This window comes from Streptomyces coeruleorubidus (genome assembly GCF_008705135.1).
Lineage (GTDB): Bacteria > Actinomycetota > Actinomycetes > Streptomycetales > Streptomycetaceae > Streptomyces > Streptomyces coeruleofuscus.
Window position 1 is genome coordinate 4743380 of record NZ_CP023694.1, and the last position, 17541, is coordinate 4760920.

The 17541-nt window shown below is 67.9% G+C and carries 17 protein-coding genes; 8 read left to right on the forward strand and 9 right to left on the reverse strand.

The features are described from left to right. The first annotated feature begins 110 nt into the window (after positions 1–110). From CP976_RS21935 to trxA, 5 genes are all read left to right on the forward strand, one after another. Positions 111–1808, forward strand: coding sequence for a protein kinase family protein (locus tag CP976_RS21935; RefSeq protein WP_150481904.1), 1698 nt, complete (start codon positions 111–113; stop codon positions 1806–1808). Positions 1809–1835: 27 nt separating this feature from the next. Next, a complete protein-coding gene (gene sigM / locus CP976_RS21940) occupies positions 1836–2561 on the forward strand; it encodes an RNA polymerase sigma factor SigM (RefSeq protein ID WP_150481905.1) in 726 nt (241 codons plus the stop codon). Further along, positions 2558–3481, forward strand: a complete 924-nt coding sequence (locus CP976_RS21945) for an anti-sigma factor family protein (RefSeq protein ID WP_150481906.1) — start codon at positions 2558–2560, stop codon at positions 3479–3481. The genes sigM and CP976_RS21945 overlap by 4 nt, the downstream gene beginning before the upstream one ends. A 166-nt stretch (positions 3482–3647) precedes the next feature. After that, the gene (gene trxB / locus CP976_RS21950) at positions 3648–4616 is read left to right on the forward strand and encodes a thioredoxin-disulfide reductase (protein ID WP_150481907.1); all 969 of its coding nucleotides are present in this window, start codon (positions 3648–3650) and stop codon (positions 4614–4616) included. A 45-nt stretch (positions 4617–4661) separates the two neighbouring features. Beyond that, positions 4662–4994, forward strand: a complete 333-nt coding sequence (trxA, locus tag CP976_RS21955) for a thioredoxin (protein ID WP_030847066.1) — start codon at positions 4662–4664, stop codon at positions 4992–4994. 93 nt (positions 4995–5087) lie between these two features. Here trxA and CP976_RS21960 read toward each other — a convergent pair whose 3' ends face one another. From CP976_RS21960 to rpmH, 9 genes are all read right to left on the reverse strand, one after another. After that, a complete protein-coding gene (locus tag CP976_RS21960; RefSeq protein WP_150481908.1) occupies positions 5088–5705 on the reverse strand; it encodes a GNAT family N-acetyltransferase in 618 nt (205 codons plus the stop codon). Between the two features lie 318 nt (positions 5706–6023). Beyond that, positions 6024–7124 carry a ParB/RepB/Spo0J family partition protein gene (locus CP976_RS21965; RefSeq protein WP_150481909.1) on the reverse strand — a complete coding sequence of 367 codons (1101 nt, stop codon included), beginning with the start codon at positions 7122–7124 and terminating at the stop codon, positions 6024–6026. Next, positions 7121–8197: a ParA family protein gene (locus CP976_RS21970; protein ID WP_150485445.1), complete on the reverse strand. Its 1077-nt coding sequence runs from the start codon at positions 8195–8197 to the stop codon at positions 7121–7123. Before CP976_RS21970 ends, CP976_RS21965 begins: the two co-directional genes overlap by 4 nt. 302 nt (positions 8198–8499) lie before the next feature. Further along, complete coding sequence (gene rsmG / locus CP976_RS21975) at positions 8500–9216, reverse strand: 16S rRNA (guanine(527)-N(7))-methyltransferase RsmG (RefSeq protein ID WP_059414784.1); 717 nt, start codon at positions 9214–9216, stop codon at positions 8500–8502. Positions 9217–9340: 124 nt separating this feature from the next. Then, the gene (locus tag CP976_RS21980) at positions 9341–9853 is read right to left on the reverse strand and encodes a Jag family protein (protein ID WP_086560485.1); all 513 of its coding nucleotides are present in this window, start codon (positions 9851–9853) and stop codon (positions 9341–9343) included. 15 nt (positions 9854–9868) lie between these two features. Next, the gene (gene yidC / locus CP976_RS21985; RefSeq protein WP_150481910.1) at positions 9869–11143 is read right to left on the reverse strand and encodes a membrane protein insertase YidC; all 1275 of its coding nucleotides are present in this window, start codon (positions 11141–11143) and stop codon (positions 9869–9871) included. Positions 11144–11146: 3 nt separating this feature from the next. Continuing rightward, positions 11147–11521 carry a membrane protein insertion efficiency factor YidD gene (gene yidD / locus CP976_RS21990; protein WP_150481911.1) on the reverse strand — a complete coding sequence of 125 codons (375 nt, stop codon included), beginning with the start codon at positions 11519–11521 and terminating at the stop codon, positions 11147–11149. After that, a complete protein-coding gene (gene rnpA / locus CP976_RS21995; RefSeq protein ID WP_082319883.1) occupies positions 11518–11889 on the reverse strand; it encodes a ribonuclease P protein component in 372 nt (123 codons plus the stop codon). Before rnpA ends, yidD begins: the two co-directional genes overlap by 4 nt. Positions 11890–11910: 21 nt before the next feature. Further along, positions 11911–12048: a 50S ribosomal protein L34 gene (gene rpmH, locus CP976_RS22000; RefSeq protein ID WP_005482975.1), complete on the reverse strand. Its 138-nt coding sequence runs from the start codon at positions 12046–12048 to the stop codon at positions 11911–11913. Between the two features lie 404 nt (positions 12049–12452). Here rpmH and dnaA point away from each other — a divergent pair, with 404 nt between their 5' ends. The 3 genes from dnaA to gnd all read left to right on the forward strand — a co-directional run bounded on the left by dnaA (position 12453) and on the right by gnd (position 17535). Continuing rightward, positions 12453–14459, forward strand: a complete 2007-nt coding sequence (gene dnaA / locus CP976_RS22005) for a chromosomal replication initiator protein DnaA (protein ID WP_229875462.1) — start codon at positions 12453–12455, stop codon at positions 14457–14459. Between the two features lie 904 nt (positions 14460–15363). Next, on the forward strand, positions 15364–16494 hold the full coding sequence (gene dnaN / locus CP976_RS22015; protein WP_150481914.1) for a DNA polymerase III subunit beta: 1131 nt from the start codon (positions 15364–15366) through the stop codon (positions 16492–16494). A 165-nt stretch (positions 16495–16659) separates the two neighbouring features. Further along, entirely contained in the window at positions 16660–17535 is an 876-nt protein-coding gene (gene gnd / locus CP976_RS22020) for a phosphogluconate dehydrogenase (NAD(+)-dependent, decarboxylating) (protein ID WP_150481915.1), read from the forward strand. Positions 17536–17541: the final 6 nt, after the last annotated feature.

The following is a 17541-nucleotide window of genomic DNA, read 5'->3' on the forward strand; positions in this document are numbered from 1 at the left end:
CCACCGCGTGTCGTGCATAGCGGCGGACTGTGGGCACAATTGGTTTCGGCGTCGGACGGCGTACAACGGATGCCGGGCGGCGCGCAATGGATGGGGAGGCAGGAACGACGGTGGCGGAACGGAGTACGGCTGCCGTCGACGTGGCAGACAACAGCGACGAGGCGTCGCTGACCGCGCAGGCGGACCAGTCCACGGCCGACGGGGTGGCCAAGAACCGGGAGCGGGACACGGACAGCGACGAGGTACAGGAGAGCACCCGGACCGACGGTTCCGGGAAGACCTCGCCGCCTGAACTGCACAGTGGTCACAAACTCGCCAGACGCTACCGCCTCGAGGAGTGCGTCACCCGTCTGGACGGTTTCAGCAGTTGGCGTGCCGTGGACGAGAAGCTCCGCCGTGCCGTCGGCGTGCACATTCTGCCCGCGGATCACTCACGAGCCCGGTCTGTCCTGGCCGCCGCCCGCTCCTCCGCCCTCCTGGGCGACCCACGCTTCGTCCAGGTGCTGGACGCGGTGGAGGAGAACGACCTCGTTTACGTCGTCCACGAGTGGCTTCCGGACGCGACGGAACTGACCACGCTCCTCGCCTCCGGGCCGCTGGAGCCGTACGACGCCTACCAGATGGTCAGCCAGGTCTCCTCCGCCATGGCCGCCGCCCATCGCGAGGGTCTGGCCCATCTGCGGCTGAACCCCAACGCCGTCCTGCGCGCCTCGACCGGCCAGTGGCGCATCCGCGGACTCGCGGTGAACGCCGCGCTGCGGGGCGTCGCGTCCGACACCCCCCAGCGCACGGACACCGAGGCCATCGGCGCCCTGCTGTACGCGGCGCTCACCCAGCGCTGGCCGTACGAGAGCGACGCCTACGGGCTGTCCGGCCTGCCGAAGGACATCGGCCTGATCGCGCCCGACCAGGTGCGTGCCGGTGTGCACCGCGGTCTCTCCGAACTCTCCATGCGCGCGCTCGTCAACGACGGCGCCACCGCCTCCCGGCACGAGTCGCCGTGCACCACGCCGGAGGAGCTGGTGAAGGCGATCGGCGAGATGCCCCGCATCCGCCCGCCGGAGCCGGCGTTCACCGCCCCGCCCGAGTACCAGCGCACGTCGTACCAGCAGGGCACGTACGGCCGCCAGGGCACGCACCCCGGTACCACCCAGCCGGTCCCGACCCCGCCGCCCCCGTTGCAGAGCCGCACAGGCAAGGCCCTGAAGTGGGCCGTGTCCGCGCTCCTGATCGCCGCGCTGGGCCTCGGCAGCTGGCAGCTCGCGGACGCGCTCATGGACCAAGGGGGCAAGAACGAGGACCCGGGCCAGACGCAGACGAACGACGGGAACGACAAGAGTCCCAAGAAGCCGGCGAGCGGCAAGCCCATCACCATCAGCGGTGCCCACGACTTCGACCCCTTCGGCGATCAGACCGAGAAGCCGTCCGACATAGGGAAGGTCTACGACAACAGCACCGCCACCTACTGGCAGACGGACTTCTACCTCAGCGCGGACTTCGGGCGCCTGAAGCCGGGCGTCGGCATAATCCTCGATCTCGGCAAGACCCAGCAGGTCGGGAAGGTGACGGTCACCTTCGTGGGCGAAACCTCTGTCGAGCTCCGCAGCGCGAGCGCGGACGCCGGTTCGGAGCCGACGTCGTTCGACGCCTACACCAAGGTCGCCGAGGGCACCGGAACGACGGTAGAGCTCAAGCCCGGCAAGTCCCTCAAGAGCCGCTATCTCCTGGTGTGGCTGACCGATCTGCCCATACAGCCAGACGACGGCAAGTGGCGCGGCAGGGTCGCGGACATCAAGGTGACCAGCTGACGGCATCTGCCTCGAGGAAGGAGGCCGATGGCAGACGGCACCGGGTATGACGGAGTGAGTGATCAGGACCTGCTCGCCCGCCACGTGGAAGGCGACCCCGACGCCTTCGGTGAGATCGTGCGGCGGCACCGCGATCGCCTCTGGGCCGTCGCCCTGCGGACGCTGGGAGACCGCGAGGAGGCCGCTGACGCGGTGCAGGACGCCCTCGTCTCCGCCTACCGGGCCGCCCACACCTTCCGGGGCCAGTCCGCCGTCACGACCTGGCTGCACAGGATCACGGTGAATGCCTGTCTGGACCGCGCCCGCAAGGTCGCCTCCCGGAAGACCTCTCCCGTCGACGACACCGAGCGCCTGGAGCAGCTGCTGGAGCCGCACGAGTCGGCTTCGGCGCCCGCCGAGCGCAACGATCTCCACCGGCAGCTCATCGAAGCCCTGGGGACCCTGCCGGCCGACCAGCGGGCGGCGCTCGTCCTGGTGGACATGCAGGGCTACCCGGTCGCGGAGGCGGCCCGCATCCTCGACGTGCCGACCGGCACAGTGAAGAGCCGATGTGCGCGCGGCAGAGCCAGACTCCTGCCGCTGCTCACCCATCTGCGGCCTGACAGCAACGGTGAGAGCAAGAAGCCGGGCGGGGAACGGAACCGGACGCAGGGGCCGGCCGTCCCACCCGCAGCGGGACCGCGCCAAGCGGAACCACCGGACACAGGACCGAGCGACCCAGCGGCAGTGAAGGGCGGAGGTGGACGAGCGTGACGTCGACAACAGACATGGCCGGACACCCGGACGTCGCGGAGATCTCCGACCTGGCCGAGGGACTCCTCCCACCGTCCCGGAGCACCGACGTACGCCGGCACCTGGACGGGTGCGAGCTCTGCGCTGACGTCTACGCCTCCTTGGGGGAGATCCGCGGGCTGCTCGGCACGCTGCCGGGCCCACCCCGCATGCCCGCCGATGTCGCAGGCCGCATCGATGCCGCCCTCGCTGCCGAGGCCCTGCTGAACGCCACCGGGCCGGAGAGCGCGGAGAGCCATACGCCGGTGAGCACTCCCCGGTCCGCATCCGAGGACGACAGCGGTGCGCATGTTTCACGTGAAACATCGACCCCCGCCGACCGGCCCGCCGGCCGTCCCCGTTCTTCCACCACCGGCCCGGGCCGCAAGGGCCGCACGCTGAACGGGCGCCGCAGGTTCGCCGTACTGGGGACCGTCTTCACCGTCGCCGCCCTGGGACTGGGCTCCGTCCTGCTGTCGTCACTCGGAGACGGCAAGCCCCCGCAGGACACGGCGGGCGGACAGCAAACAGCCCCTGCGGACACCTTCTCCGAGGGGAAGCTGGAGAAGCAGGTCACCGACCTCCTGACGGAGAACCAGGGCAAGAAGGGCAGTTCCCGCACCCCCTTCGGCTCGGCGACAGCCCCGGGTACCGACCATCCCCAGGTCTTCAGGGCGCCCACAGTGCCCGGCTGCGTCCGCGACGGTATCGGGCGCAAGGACACGGCCCTCGCTGTGGAGAACGGCAGGTATCAGGGGAAGAAGGCCATGCTGGTGTTGCTCCCCGACGCCTCCGACGCCACGCGGGTCACCGCCTACATCGTCGATGCGACCTGTGTGGATCATTCCGCGACGGCCGCAACCGGCAAGGTCCTTCTTCAGCGCTCGTACCCGTCCGCCTGAGGCACGTCTTCGTCTTCATCCCGCTCGGTACCCGGCACAGGACCGCATCTCCGTGTGCCCGGACACAGCGGGAATGCGCGCCCCTTAGGATCCGTTGGGTGGGGTGAGAGCTCCGAGAGGAGCTCCCCCCGGTCGAAGACGCAGTCCAGAGACGAGGAATCCAGCCGTGAGCGACGTCCGTAACGTGATCATCATCGGCTCCGGGCCCGCCGGCTATACGGCGGCGCTCTACACCGCGCGCGCGTCGCTGAAGCCACTGGTGTTCGAGGGCGCCGTCACCGCAGGCGGCGCGCTCATGAACACCACCGACGTCGAGAACTTTCCTGGCTTCCAGGACGGCATCATGGGCCCCGAGCTCATGGACAACATGCGCGCCCAGTCGGAGCGCTTCGGCGCCGAGCTCGTCCCGGACGACATCGTCAACGTCGACCTGACCGGTGAGATCAAGACCGTCACGGACACGTCCGGTACCGTCCACCGGGCCAAGGCCGTCATCGTCGCCACCGGCTCGCAGCACCGCAAGCTCGGTCTGCCGAACGAGGACGCCCTCTCCGGCCGTGGGGTGTCCTGGTGCGCCACCTGTGACGGGTTCTTCTTCAAGGACCAGGACATCGCCGTGATCGGTGGTGGCGACACCGCCATGGAGGAGGCCACCTTCCTCTCGCGGTTCGCCAAGTCCGTGACCATCGTCCACCGCCGTGACACCCTGCGCGCCTCCAAGGCCATGCAGGAGCGCGCCTTCGCCGACCCGAAGATCACGTTCGTGTGGGACAGCGAGGTCGCCGAGATCCAGGGCGACCCGAAGCTCTCGGGCCTGAAGCTGCGCAACCTCAAGACCGGCGAGCTTTCGGACCTGCCGGTGACCGGTCTCTTCATCGCCATCGGCCATGACCCCCGCACCGAGCTCTTCAAGGGTCAGCTCGACCTGGACGACGAGGGTTACCTGAAGGTGGCTGCGCCGTCGACGCGCACCAACCTGACCGGTGTCTTCGGTGCGGGCGACGTGGTCGACCACACCTACCGTCAGGCGATCACGGCGGCCGGTACCGGCTGTGCCGCCGCTCTCGACGCCGAGCGCTACCTCGCCGCCCTCGCGGACGAGGAGCAGCCCGAGCCCGAGAAGACCGCTGTCTGACCTCTCCCTACCCGCCCCACGCACCAACCAGTTAAGGAGCCCGCCGTGGCCGGCACCCTGAAGAATGTGACCGACGACTCCTTCGAGCAGGACGTCCTCAAGAGCGACAAGCCCGTCCTGGTGGACTTCTGGGCCGCCTGGTGCGGTCCGTGCCGCCAGATCGCGCCGTCCCTCGAGGCGATCGCCTCCGAGTACGGTGACAAGATCGAGATCGTCAAGCTGAACATCGACGAGAACCCGGGTACGGCCGCCAAGTACGGCGTCATGTCCATCCCGACGCTGAACGTCTACCAGGGTGGCGAGGTCGCCAAGACCATCGTGGGTGCCAAGCCGAAGGCCGCGATCGTTCGCGACCTCGAGGAGTTCATCGCCGAGTGAACCGGCGGTGCCGTCTAAGCGACGGTGCATGTTTCACGTGAAACACGAATGGGCCAACCCGGAAGGGTTGGCCCATTCGTTTGACTGCTTCCTCTACAACGGGCGCAGCGCTGGCTCCTTCTGTACGGCTCCCAGGAGCCGGTCCAACGCCATCTCGACGTCTTCCTTCCAGGAAAGCGTCGACCGTAGTTCCAGCCTCAGCCGGGGATACGTGGGGTGCTGCCGGACCGTCTTGAAGCCCACTGCAAGGAGATGGTCGGCGGGCAGCACACAGGCCGGTTCCTTCCAGCGGGCATCTCCGAACGCCTCGATCGCTTTGAACCCGCGACGCAGCAGATCCTTCGCGACCGTCTGAACCATCACCCGGCCCAGTCCCTGCCCCTGGTACCCCGGCACGATGAACGACGTCATCAGCTGAACCGCGTCGGGGGAGACGGGACTCGTGGGGAACGCCGTGGAGCGCGGGACATAGGCGGGAGGAGCGTAGAGCACGAAGCCCACCGGTACGTCGTCGACGTACACGACCCGACCGCAGGACCCCCAGTCCAGCAGAACGGCCGAGATCCAGGCTTCCTTCTCCAGAGCGGACTCGCCCGCCTTTACCGCGGCCTCACCGCTGACCGGGTCGAGCTCCCAGAAGACACACGAGCGACAGCGCCTGGGAAGGTCCTGAAGGTTGTCCAGCGTGAGCGGTACGAGCCGGCGCCCCATGAAGGCTGTTCCTCGCTTCCTTGGCCTGCCGCGTCGCGGGCGGCTGTCAGAGCGCTCCGTTCCCTGAGGAGGCTGCCGATGAACCCACCGACCGCCCCCAGCCCCAAACCGGCGCTCACCAGTCCTGTGCGGCTCATCGTTCGCATGGCCCCTGCCTTCCTCTCAGAGGTGGTGCCGGGTGGTTGCGCCGTATCCGAACGCATCGTATCCACGATGCGATTCCGTCGATACCGCCAGAAAGGAAAGAGCGGGCCACGTTCCGGCACACACCGGACATGGCCCGCTCTGTCATCCACAACAGAGGCTCCTGCCGGAGGCTCAGGACTCGTCCTCCTCGGAGTCGCCCTCCAGGAGACTCTTCTGCAGAACCGGTCCCTCGCCCGGAGCGAGTGAGCCGAGGATCCGCTCAAGGTCCTCCATGGAGGCGAACTCGACAGTGATCTTGCCCTTCTTCTGGCCCAGGTCGACCTTCACCCGCGTCTCGAAGCGGTCCGAGAGCCGTGTGGCGAGCTCGGACAGCGCGGGAGAGACACGAGCACCGGCACGCGGGCCCTTGGGCCTCTGGGCCTTCTGGGGACGCGAACCCATCAGGGTCACGATCTCCTCGACGGCCCGCACCGACAGCCCCTCGGCCACGATGCGGTGGGCCAGCCTGTCCTGCTCCTCCGAGTCCTCGACGGACAGCAGGGCCCGTGCATGGCCGGCGGAGAGCACTCCGGCGGCGACCCGGCGCTGTACCGCCGGCGAGAGCTTCAGCAGACGCAGGGTGTTCGAGACCTGCGGGCGGGATCGGCCGATGCGGTCCGCCAGCTGGTCGTGCGTGCAGTTGAAGTCCCGCAGCAACTGGTCATAGGCGGCTGCCTCTTCCAGAGGGTTCAACTGGGCGCGGTGCAGGTTCTCCAGCAGAGCGTCCAGAAGGAGCTTCTCGTCCTCCGTGGCCCGCACGATCGCCGGAATCGCCTCCAGCCCCGCCTCACGGCAGGCCCGCCAGCGACGCTCGCCCATGATGAGCTCGTAGTGGGCGGGACCCACCTGCCGTACGACGACCGGCTGGAGGAGCCCCACTTCCTTGATGGAGGTGATGAGCTCCGCGAGCGCGTCCTCGTCGAAGACCTCACGCGGCTGCCGCGGGTTCGGCGTGATGGAGTCGAGGGGGAGCTCGGCGAAGTGCGCACCCACGGGCGCCGCAGGCGCGGCGGGAGCATTCGGCGGCGTCGGCTCCTCTGTTTCACGTGAAACAGTTGGCAGGGTCGCCACCTTCGCTGCGGCCACCCCGCGGTCGTTCGGCAGCACGGGCACTGCCGCGGGGGAAGTGGACGCGGCGCCCCCCGCCGCAGCCTGGGCCACCGACTTCTCCGTCGGTGCGGCAGGGATCAATGCGCCGAGACCACGGCCCAGCCCCCTCCGTCGCTCGCTCACTGGATGCCCTCCACCATGCTCGGGTCGTTCTGTTGTGCGCCGATGTGGGCGTGCGTGGCGTCATAGCTGATACCCACGCCCTTCAGCGCGATCTCTCGTGCCGCCTCAAGGTAAGAGAGGGCACCACTTGATCCAGGATCGTAGGTCAGGACCGTCTGCCCATAACTCGGCGCCTCGGAGATACGGACGGACCTGGGAATGCTCGTCCGCAGCACCTCGTCACCGAAGTGGGTGCGCACCTCTTCCGCGACCTGGGACGCGAGTCGCGTCCGGCCGTCGTACATGGTGAGCAGGATGGTCGACACATGCAGGGCGGGGTTGAGATGCCCCCGCACCAGGTCGACGTTACGCAACAACTGACCCAGACCTTCCAGCGCGTAGTACTCGCACTGAATCGGGATCAGAACCTCCTGGCCCGCCACCAACGCATTGACCGTCAGGAGGCCGAGGGAGGGCGGACAGTCGATGAGGATGTAGTCCAGCGGCTGCTCGTATGCCTGGATGGCGCGCTGCAGCCGGCTCTCCCGTGCCACCAGGGACACCAGCTCGATCTCCGCACCGGCGAGATCGATCGTGGCAGGGGCACAGAAGAGACCCTCGACATCGGGGACCGGCTGGACGACCTCGGAGAGCGGCTTGCTCTCCACCAACACGTCGTAGATGGACGGAACTTCGGCGTGATGGTCGATGCCCAGCGCAGTGGACGCATTGCCCTGTGGGTCGAGGTCGACCACCAGAACTCGGGCGCCGTGCAGGGCCAGTGACGCGGCAAGGTTGACGGTCGTCGTCGTCTTGCCCACACCACCCTTCTGGTTCGCGACCACCATGATTCGGGTCTGCTCGGGCCGTGGCAGGCCCTCGCCGGCGCGGCCTAGAGCCTCCACCGCCAGTTGGGCAGCACGACCGATGGGAGTGTCGTCCATCGGAGGCGGTGTTTCACGTGAAACATCCGCCCCCATCGACTCGGTACGGGGACCGGGGACCGGATCGGTCATCGGTCCCGCGATGTTGGCGTCGGACCGCAAGGATTCACTCTCCTCGACTTCAGGCTCGCAATGAACAGAGCCTCCCATGTCTTCGGGGTCGTGAACCAGTGAGGCCTTCCGTTCTGTGGAGAATTCCACCTCTGTGGACAACTCAGGTCCCTCATCGAGTGACCCGAGAGGCTTACGGTCGCGGGGTTCGGCCGCAGCGCGGCCACGACTGATGATGCCGTGCAGCAGTGAGCGACGTTTCACGTGAAACACGATGCACAGCAGTCGTTGCCGGATTGTCGCGACACTCCGGCATGCATAGGTTTGGCAGCTTGTGTGGAGTACGTCTCGTCGTCAGGACGGATCAGCGTCGCCGGAAAAGATCAACGTCCCCAGCGGGGTCAGCGTCGGCGGCGGGCACGCCCCGTGCGAGCCGCCTTGGCGCGCTTCGCGGCGAAGCGCACACCGCCGGGGCTTTCCCCGACCTCGACCCGTACCACCGTGGACATCGGGTCCACCACGCCCTCTCCGACATGCAGGATGGACGTCTCCACCGCACCGAGCTTACTCAGGGCCGCTGACGCGCTCTTCAGCTCCTCCTCGGCGGCGTCTCCCTTGAGCGCGAGCATCTCCCCGTACGGACGCAGCAGAGGGATGCCCCACGTGGCAAGGCGATCGAGGGGGGCGACGGCTCTGGCCGTCACGACGTGGACGGGCTGGATCTTCCCCATGACTTCCTCGGCCCGGCCGCGCACGACGGTCACATGATCGAGGCCGAGCAGCTCCACGACCTCGGAGAGGAAGTTGGTACGCCGCAGCAGCGGTTCCAGCAGTGTGATCTTCAGGTCCTCCCGGACCAGTGCCAGGGGAATGCCGGGGAGTCCGGCGCCCGAGCCGACATCGCACACCGTCACGCCCTCGGGCACAACCTCCGAGAGCACCGCGCAGTTCAGCAGGTGCCGCTCCCACAGGCGGGGCACTTCACGCGGGCCGATGAGACCGCGCTGCACGCCCGCCTCAGCAAGCAGCTCGGCGTACCGCACCGCATCCGCGAAGCGATCACCGAACACCTCGCGCGCCTGCTCGGGCGCGGGGGGAAGCTCCGCTGCCTCCGTCACGGGGGACCGTCCTTCCGTACGCGTCAGCGCACCAAGCGCCGACACCAGAACCACCAGAACTATCAGGCTGACAAACTTCGGCCCCGCCTGCGCAACAGACGGGGCCGGGGAACGTAGGGGCCGATCAGGCGGGAAGCACGACGACGAAGCGCTGCGGCTCCTCGCCCTCGGACTCGCTGCGCAGGCCCGCGGCCTTGACCGCGTCGTGCACGACCTTGCGCTCGAACGGCGTCATCGGGTCCAGCTTCACGGCCTCACCGCTGCTCTTCGCCTCGGCCGCGGCCTTGGCGCCCAGCTCGGAAAGCTCGGAGCGCTTCCGGGCCCGGTATCCCGCGATGTCGAGCATCAGCCGGCTGCGGTCACCGGTTTCACGGTGCACGGCCAGACGGGTGAGCTCCTGGAGTGCCTCCAGCACCTCACCGTCACGGCCGACCAGCTTCTGGAGGTCGCGGCTGCCCGTGTCGCTGATGATCGAGACAGAGGCACGGTCGGCCTCGACGTCCATGTCGATGTCGCCGTCGAGGTCGGCGATGTCGAGCAGACCCTCCAGGTAGTCCGCCGCGATCTCGCCCTCCTGCTCCAGGCGAGTCAGGGTGTCTGCCCCCTCGGCAGCGGCGGAGGTGGTGCCTTCCGTCACGGGATGGACTCCTTCTTACTTCTTGGACGGGGACTTGGGCCGCTGCGGACCCTTGCGCTGTCCGGACTGGGCCTTGCTGCGGGTACCGCTGCCGGACTTCGCACCGGACTTCTTGGCAGCGGGGGCGGGCTTGGCGTCCTCGGGCTCGTCGGACTTCGTGAGCGACGTCTTCTGCCCTGACTCTTCGGCCGCCTTCGTGGCACCGGACTGCCGCTGAGCCTTGCTCTGCCGCTTGGGCTGCTGCCGCTTGGGCGTGCCGGTGGTCGGCGTACCGTCCTCGGCTTCGACGGCGACAGTGGTGTCGCTCTTGATCACGGTGCCGTCGGCCTGGGCGGCGAGGCCGGCCTTGCTCAGGCCGTTGATGAACTTGCGCTCGAACTCGTTGCGGTCGCGTCCCTTGGCGACGATCGCCTTGACGATGACCTTGTCACGGCGCCGGCTGACCTTGCCGTGACTGGTGACGTGCTTGTGCAGCCGCTCCAGGTACGAGGCCTGGGCCTTGGAACCCGGCGTCGGGTTGTTGTGGATCACGTACATCTGCTGGCCCATGGTCCACACGTTGGTGGTCAGCCAGTAGACGAGGACACCGACGGGGAAGTTGATGCCGAAGACGGCGAACATGATCGGGAAGACGTACATCAGCATCTTCTGCTGCTGCATGAACGGCGTCTTCACCGTGGTGTCGACGTTCTTCGTCATCAGCTGACGCTGGGTGAAGAACTGCGAGGCCGACATCAGCACGATCATGATGGCGGTGACCACGCGGACGTCGGTGAGGGAGGCACCGAGTGCTTCCACCTTCGACGCGCTGTCGGTGAACTTCACCGCAAGCGGAGCACCGACGATGTGCGCCTTCTGGGCACTCTCCAGAAGGCTGGTGTTGATCACGCCGATGGTGTCGTTCGACGCGATGCTGTTCAGCACGTGGTACAGGGCGAAGAAGAACGGGGACTGCGCCAGGATGGGAAGGCACGAGGACAGCGGGTTGGTACCCGTGTCCTTGTACAGCTTCATCATCTCTTCGGACTGACGCTGCTTGTCGTTCTTGTAGCGCTCCTGGATCTTCTTCATCTCGGGCTGGAGCGTCTGCATGGCCCGGGTCGCCTTGATCTGCTTCACGAAGAGCGGGATCAGGCAGATACGGATCAGGATCACCAGGGACACGATCGACAGGCCCCAGGCCCAGCCGGTGTCAGGCCCGAAGAGGGCGCCGTACACCGAATGGAACTGGACGATGACCCAGGAGACGGGTGTGGTGATGAAGCTGAAGAGGCTGGCAATCGTGTCCACTAATCATGCTCCTTGGGCATGGGACGGTGTCTCTGCGGCCTGGCTCGAAGGACTGGACTGACTTGTGGGAGAAGTCTGTCCCTCGGTGGCCGGGACGGCGGCGGAGGGCCCGCCCTTGCGTGCACGCCACGCGTTACGCAGCATTTCGTGCCACCGCGGGCGCTTGCGCGGCGGGACATGGTCCACACCGCCCAGCGACCACGGGTTGCACCGCAGGATGCGCCAGGCCGTGAGTGCCGTTCCCTTGATGGCACCGTGCCGGTCGATGGCCGTGAAGCCGTAGTGGGAGCACGATGGGTAGTACTTGCAGACCGGCCCGAGCAGCGGACTGATCGTCCACTGGTAGAGCTTGATCAGAGCAAGCAGCGGGTACTTCATCGCGCGCCCCCTCCCAGCAGCCGCTGGAGGGCGGCATCCAGGTCTCGGGCCAGCTGTGCATGGTCGGCGTCGCCCGCACCGGGCAGCGCTCGTACCACTACCAGGCTACCGGGGGGCAGCTGGGCGACTCGGTCGCGCATCAGATGGCGAAGCCTGCGCTTCACTTTGTTGCGTACGACCGCACCGCCCACGGCTTTGCTCACGACGAAACCCGCACGCGTCGGGGGAGCGCTCTCCCCAGGCGCATGCGGGTCCGTTGCACCGCTTCGAAGGTGGACGACGAGGTGCGGGCGTCCTGCCCGGCGTCCTCGCCGTACCGCGGTCGCGAAGTCCTCGCGCCGCCTCAGCCGGTTCTCGGTGGGCAGCACGACGTCATGACCTGATCGGAATCAGGCGGACAGGCTGGCGCGACCCTTGCTGCGACGGTTCGCGAGAATCGCGCGACCGGCACGGGTACGCATCCGCAGGCGGAAGCCGTGGGTCTTCGCGCGACGACGGTTGTTCGGCTGGAAGGTGCGCTTGCTCACTCGGGGGCTCCAGAAGAAATCGGTAGTTGCGGGGTGCCGTCCTGGCTGTCACCGTGCGCCCACGAGTAGCTCGCAGTTACGCCCGTGTGCACCGCTGACCGATCACCCAAATGATCTGTGCCCATCGGAGGCAGGCGGCAGCAGCCATCGACAACTCGACCTGGTTACGGTACGCGCGGCTACGCCATCCGGTCAAACCGGCAGCAGCCCGGAGACACTTGTCCACAGGCTGGGGACAACAACTTGAACCGTAGTGGCCGCCCTGACTACCGTGACGGAACTCCGATTCGTTCCCTTATCCCTGCCCCACCCGATTTACATCCCGAGCCGTCCCAGAACCACACGTTCGTGGGACCTGTGAGAGAGCGTGCCCTGTGGCTGACGTACCTGCCGATCTTGCCGCAGTGTGGCCACGCGTATTGGAGCAGCTCCTCGGGGAGGGCCGCGGCCAGGGCGTCGAGGCGAAGGACGAGCACTGGATCCGCCGCTGCCAGCCGCTCGCGCTGGTCGCGGACACGGCCCTGCTCGCCGTACCGAACGAATTCGCGAAGGGCGTACTCGAGGGCCGCCTGGCTCCCGTCGTCAGCGAGACCCTGAGCCGCGAGTGCGGCCGCCCGATCCGGATCGCGATCACCGTCGACGACTCCGCGGGCGAGCCCCCGGCCACACCGGCCCCCCAGGCCCGGCCCCAGCCGCGTTACGAGGAGCCCGAGATTCCGGCCGCGCGCCAGGACCGCGACGGTTATGAGGGGTACGGCCGCCACCGCGCCGACCAGCTGCCGGGAACGGCCGGCGACCAGCTCCCGCCTACGCGCGGAGATCAACTCCCCACCCCCCGTCCCGCGTACCCGTCCGAGTACCAGCGCCCCGAGCCCGGCTCCTGGCCGCGGCCGACGCAGGACGAGTACGGCTGGCAGCAGCAGCGCCTCGGCTTCCCCGACCGTGACCCGTACGCGTCGCCGAGCCAGGACGGCTACGGCTCACAGGACTCGTACGGATCCCAGGACTCGTATGGATCTCGTGGGTCCTCGCAGGAGTCGTACGGATCCCGTGGATCACAGGGATCACACCGGCCACAGGGGTCCCATGGGTCGCAGGACTCCTACGGCTCGTCCTCCCAGGACGCCTACGGCTCCCCGTCCCAGGACTACCGTCCGCAGTCCATGGAGCGCCCCTCCTACGACCAGCCGCGCTCCGACTACGACACATCACGCCCCGACTACGACCAGCGCGACCCGGTCCGCCGGGAGCTGCCCGAGCCGCCGGCCGGCTCCGGGCACGTGCACCGCGGCGGCCCCGTCGGCCCGAACCTGCCCACGACCGGTGCGCCCGGCCCACTGGCCGCGCAGCCCGCGCCGGCGACCGGCCCGGGTGAGCCCACCGCGCGCCTGAACCCGAAGTACCTCTTCGACACGTTCGTCATCGGCGCCTCCAACCGCTTCGCGCACGCCGCCGCGGTCGCCGTCGCCGAGGCACCGGCGAAGGCGTACAACCCCCTGTTCATCTACGGGGAGTCCGGGCTCGGCAAGACGCACCTGCTGCACGCGATCGGGCACTACGCGCGCAGCCTCTACCCGGGCACGCGGGTGCGGTACGTGAGCTCGGAGGAGTTCACCAACGAGTTCATCAACTCGATCCGCGACGGCAAGGGCGACAGCTTCCGCAAGCGCTACCGCGAGATGGACATCCTCCTCGTCGACGACATCCAGTTCCTGGCGGACAAGGAGTCGACGCAGGAGGAGTTCTTCCACACCTTCAACACGCTCCACAACGCCAACAAACAGATCGTGCTGTCCTCCGACCGGCCGCCCAAGCAGCTGGTCACGCTGGAGGACCGGCTGCGGAACCGTTTCGAGTGGGGTCTGATCACCGACGTGCAGCCGCCCGAGCTGGAGACGCGTATCGCGATCCTCCGCAAGAAGGCGGTGCAGGAGCAGCTGAACGCGCCGCCGGAGGTGCTGGAGTTCATCGCCTCCCGGATCTCGCGCAACATCCGCGAGCTGGAGGGCGCGCTGATCCGGGTCACGGCGTTCGCCTCGCTCAACCGGCAGCCGGTCGACCTGGGCCTGACGGAGATCGTCCTCAAGGACCTGATCCCCGGCGGCGAGGACTCGGCCCCCGAGATCACGTCCACGGCGATCATGGGCGCGACGGCGGACTACTTCGGGCTGACCGTCGAGGACCTGTGCGGCACCTCGCGCGGCCGCGCCCTCGTCACGGCCCGGCAGATCGCCATGTACCTGTGCCGTGAGCTGACAGACCTGTCGCTGCCGAAGATCGGCGCGCTGTTCGGCGGCCGCGACCACACGACGGTCATGCACGCGGACCGCAAGATCCGCAATCTGATGGCAGAGCGCCGCTCGATCTACAACCAGGTCACCGAGCTGACCAACCGCATCAAGAACGGCTGACAGAGCCGGCCGTACGACGCAGAGGGCGCCCCCGGAGCAGCTTTCCGGGGGCGCCCTTCGTCATGCGGCGGCCGTCCGTTCGTCGTGTCACGGCCGCCCGTCGCCATGTCGCGGTCGCCGGCTGTTCGAATTACCTGCCGGGTTACGGTCCCTCTCCACAGATTCGGCGACTTTCTCCCGTCCACACCCTGGGGACTGGAAAGTTGTCCAGACTGTGTCCACAGAGGCCTCTGTTGAAGGACCATCAGACCAGGTCACCCGGGTGTGGATTCGTGGACGAAGGATCTCCACAGGCTGTGGACAACGAGAGCGTCCACAGCCTGTGCATCGAGTTGTCCACCGGCAACCCACAGGCTGGGGCCGGTTGTCCCCAGCGATCCCCAGCTTCTCCACATCGCTGTCCACTGTTCGGCAACATGACGCGCCTCCTCACCGGGTCGAGTGAAAGGCGTCACACGAAGGTGCCGGGTTGGGCTGTGGGAAAGGTGGGTAAACCTGGGGACGGCACTGGGGAGAACTCGCCTCTTCCTGTGCACGGGGTGTGCAGAACTTTCCGTTCTCCACAGATACCCCTGGTTGTCCACCGCCGTCACCCACAGGGCCAGTGGACAAAATTCCCGCTCTGAGCTGGGCAAACGTGGTTATCCACCGTATCCACAGGCCCTACTACTACTCCCGACTAGAGAGAGCTGGGAATTCGTTTCGAAGCGGGTCCTGTGCACAACTCGCCCTCCGGCGCCCGACCGCCCCTCGTCACGACTTGACCCCGAGAGGCACCTACTGTCAGTGCGGTGCGTCAGACTGGTCCCCGGTGTCCTCCCCATCCCAGGGACCGTCGACACCGAGACAGACGACGAGGGCCAGGCAGAGCGAGAAGCGCCGGCAACAGCAGGAGGCGGCAACAGTGAAGATCCGGGTGGAACGCGACGTACTCGCGGAGGCAGTGGCCTGGGCGGCACGCAGCCTCCCGGCCCGTCCGCCGGCGCCTGTCCTCGCCGGCCTGCTGCTGAAGGCCGAGGAAGGCCAGCTGAGCCTGTCCAGCTTCGACTACGAGGTCTCGGCGCGCGTGTCCGTGGAGGCCGAGGTCGAGGAGGAGGGCACGGTGCTCGTCTCCGGCCGCCTCCTCGCGGACATCTGCCGCGCCCTCCCCAACCGGCCGGTGGAGATCTCCACAGACGGTGTACGGGCGACCGTGGTCTGCGGCTCCTCCCGGTTCACACTCCACACCCTGCCTGTGGAGGAGTACCCGGCGCTGCCGCAGATGCCGAACGCGACGGGCACGGTCCCCGGCGAGGTCTTCGCCTCCGCGGCCGCCCAGGTGGCGATCGCCGCCGGCCGCGACGACACACTGCCCGTCCTCACGGGTGTCCGCATCGAGATCGAGGGCGACACGGTCACGCTGGCGTCCACCGACCGCTACCGCTTCGCGGTCCGTGAGTTCCTGTGGAAGCCGGAGAACCCGGAGGCCTCCGCGGTCGCCCTGGTGCCCGCCAAGACGCTGCTGGACACCGCCAAGGCCCTGACGAGCGGCGACCAGGTGATCCTGGCGCTGTCCGGCTCGGGCTCGGGCGAGGGCCTGATCGGCTTCGAGGGCGCCGGCCGCCGTACGACGACCCGCCTGCTGGAGGGCGACCTCCCGAAGTACCGCACGCTGTTCCCGACGGAGTTCAACAGCGTCGCCGTGATCGAGACCGCCCCGTTCGTGGAGGCCGTCAAGCGCGTGGCCCTGGTCGCCGAGCGGAACACCCCGGTGCGGCTCAGCTTCGAGCAGGGCGTGCTCATCCTGGAGGCCGGCTCCAGCGACGACGCACAGGCTGTGGAAAGGGTCGACGCTCAGCTGGACGGCGACGACATCTCGATCGCCTTCAACCCGACGTTCCTGCTGGACGGCCTGAGCGCCATCGACTCCCCGGTCGCGCAGCTCTCCTTCACGACGTCCACGAAGCCCGCGCTGCTCAGCGGCAAGCCGGCGCTGGACGCCGAGGCGGACGAGGCCTACAAGTACCTGATCATGCCGGTGCGCCTCAGCGGCTGAGGCCCGGCGGTTGTCCACAGGCTGGGGGCAAACCCGCAGGTGAGGGCGTACGACTGAGCGCGTATGCCCACAGATGTGCGCGAGCGTCCGGGTTTAGGCTCGGACGCGGGCACGAAAGTGCCGCAACGCCACGTCGGACACCTGCAAACCTAAGGAACACAACTGATGGAGCTCGGTCTCGTCGGCCTCGGCAAGATGGGCGGCAACATGCGCGAGCGGATACGCCGCGCGGGCCACACCGTCTTCGGATACGACCGCAACCCGGACCTCGCCGATGTCCACAGCCTGCCGGAGCTTGTGGGCAAGCTCAGTGGCCCGCGTGTGGTCTGGGTGATGGTCCCGGCGGGCGAGCCCACGCAGTCCACCATCGACGAGCTGGCCGAACTGCTGGAGCCGGGTGACGTCGTCGTGGACGGCGGCAACTCCCGCTGGACCGACGACGAGAAGCACGCCGAGGAGCTGGCGGCCAAGGGCATCGGCTTCGTCGACTGCGGTGTCTCCGGCGGCGTCTGGGGCCTGGAGAACGGCTACGCGCTGATGTACGGCGGCGACGCGGAGAACGTCGCGAAGGTGCAGCCGGTCTTCGACGCGCTCAAGCCGGAGGGCGACTTCGGCTCGGTGCACGCCGGCAAGGTCGGCGCGGGCCACTTCGCGAAGATGGTCCACAACGGCATCGAGTACGCGATGATGCAGGCCTACGCCGAGGGCTGGGAGCTCCTGGAGAAGGTCGACTCCGTGACCGACGTCCGGGAGGTCTTCCGCTCCTGGCAGGAGGGCACCGTCATCCGCTCCTGGCTGCTGGACCTCGCGGTCAACGCGCTCGACGAGGACGAGCACCTGGACAAGCTCCGGGGTTATGCACAGGACTCCGGTGAGGGACGCTGGACTGTGGAAGCAGCCATCGACCACGCGGTGCCGCTGCCGGCGATCACGGCGTCGCTGTTCGCGCGGTTCGCCTCCCGCCAGGAGGACTCGCCCCAGATGAAGATGATCGCGGCGCTGCGGAACCAGTTCGGCGGCCACGCGGTCGAGACCAAGTAAGCAACA

What these genes read in the sequence shown, in the direction of transcription:
- yidD (WP_150481911.1), bottom strand. Translation starts at nt 11,521, where the DNA reads ATGAAGTACCCGCTGCTTGCTCTGATCAAGCTCTACCAGTGGACGATC.
- gnd (WP_150481915.1), top strand. Translation starts at nt 16,660, where the DNA reads ATGGAGCTCGGTCTCGTCGGCCTCGGCAAGATGGGCGGCAACATGCGC.
- sigM (WP_150481905.1), top strand. Translation starts at nt 1,836, where the DNA reads ATGGCAGACGGCACCGGGTATGACGGAGTGAGTGATCAGGACCTGCTC.
- CP976_RS21960 (WP_150481908.1), bottom strand. Translation starts at nt 5,705, where the DNA reads ATGGGGCGCCGGCTCGTACCGCTCACGCTGGACAACCTTCAGGACCTT.
- CP976_RS21970 (WP_150485445.1), bottom strand. Translation starts at nt 8,197, where the DNA reads ATGGGAGGCTCTGTTCATTGCGAGCCTGAAGTCGAGGAGAGTGAATCC.